This is a genomic window from Alcanivorax sp. HI0044, from assembly GCF_001634945.1.
Genome location: NZ_LWEZ01001753.1, coordinates 1 through 866 on the forward strand (window position 1 = coordinate 1; position 866 = coordinate 866).

The following is an 866-nucleotide window of genomic DNA, read 5'->3' on the forward strand; positions in this document are numbered from 1 at the left end:
GCAGCAGGAGTCACTGCCATTGTGGATGTACTCATGCAGACTATGTCGGGCATCCAGTCCGGATTCTCCCAGCACCATGCCGGCGGTCCTCAGCTTTTCTGATTCTGCAGATGAGGATTTTCCGCAACTTTCAAGCTCCAGCTGGCTTGCAAAGCGTGGCAGGAGATTCAGGCGGCTGTCATAGGGGAGAAGAATTCGGTTCTGAATACTCAGGAAGTTGCGGTTCCAGACATCAACTAGTGCCATCAGAACGGGGATGTTTTCTTCTAGCCGTGCGGTTCTGAAATGATGATCTACAGTCTCGGCCCCTTTCAGCATTTTTCTGTAGAAGTTGGCCCCTTTTGTTAGCAATACAGGAAATGAAAACGCAGAGCAGCTGGAAAACCTTCCTCCGACCCAGTCCCAGACGCGTAACTGGTTTTTTTGCGGAATTCCTGCCTCGGTCATGCTGTCTGGGGAGGATGATATGCCGATAAAGTGTTTGCTCAGATCTGAGCCTTGCCCGAGCCGCTCGATCAGCCAGTCACGAGCAAGTTGAAAGTTGGCATGCGTGTCCACTGTGGCGAAAGATTTTGAGGCAAAAATAAACAGTGTTTGCTCAGGAGGGAGCTCACTGAAAAGTCGATAGAGCTGCATTCCATCGAGTGTTGACGCGAAATCGACCTTAATGGAGTCGCTCTCCCGCCATAAGGCGTGATGAGTAAATTGTGCGACTGTTGACGGCCCGCCACTGGCCAAATACACAATGTTGGTTATTGATAGGCCTGTTGACCCTCTCCATTGGCCTGTATTGATCTCACTGGCCAATTTCGACATCCGGGAAATTTCGAGGCGTATTTCGTCAATCTCGTTTTGAAACTGCTGGG

General features: G+C 50.5%; 1 pseudogene. It reads right to left on the reverse strand.

Annotation, left to right across the window (positions count from 1 at the left end):
* Positions 1 to 866 (reverse strand): annotated as a pseudogene (locus A3730_RS26260) (glucose-6-phosphate isomerase); the annotation flags it as partial.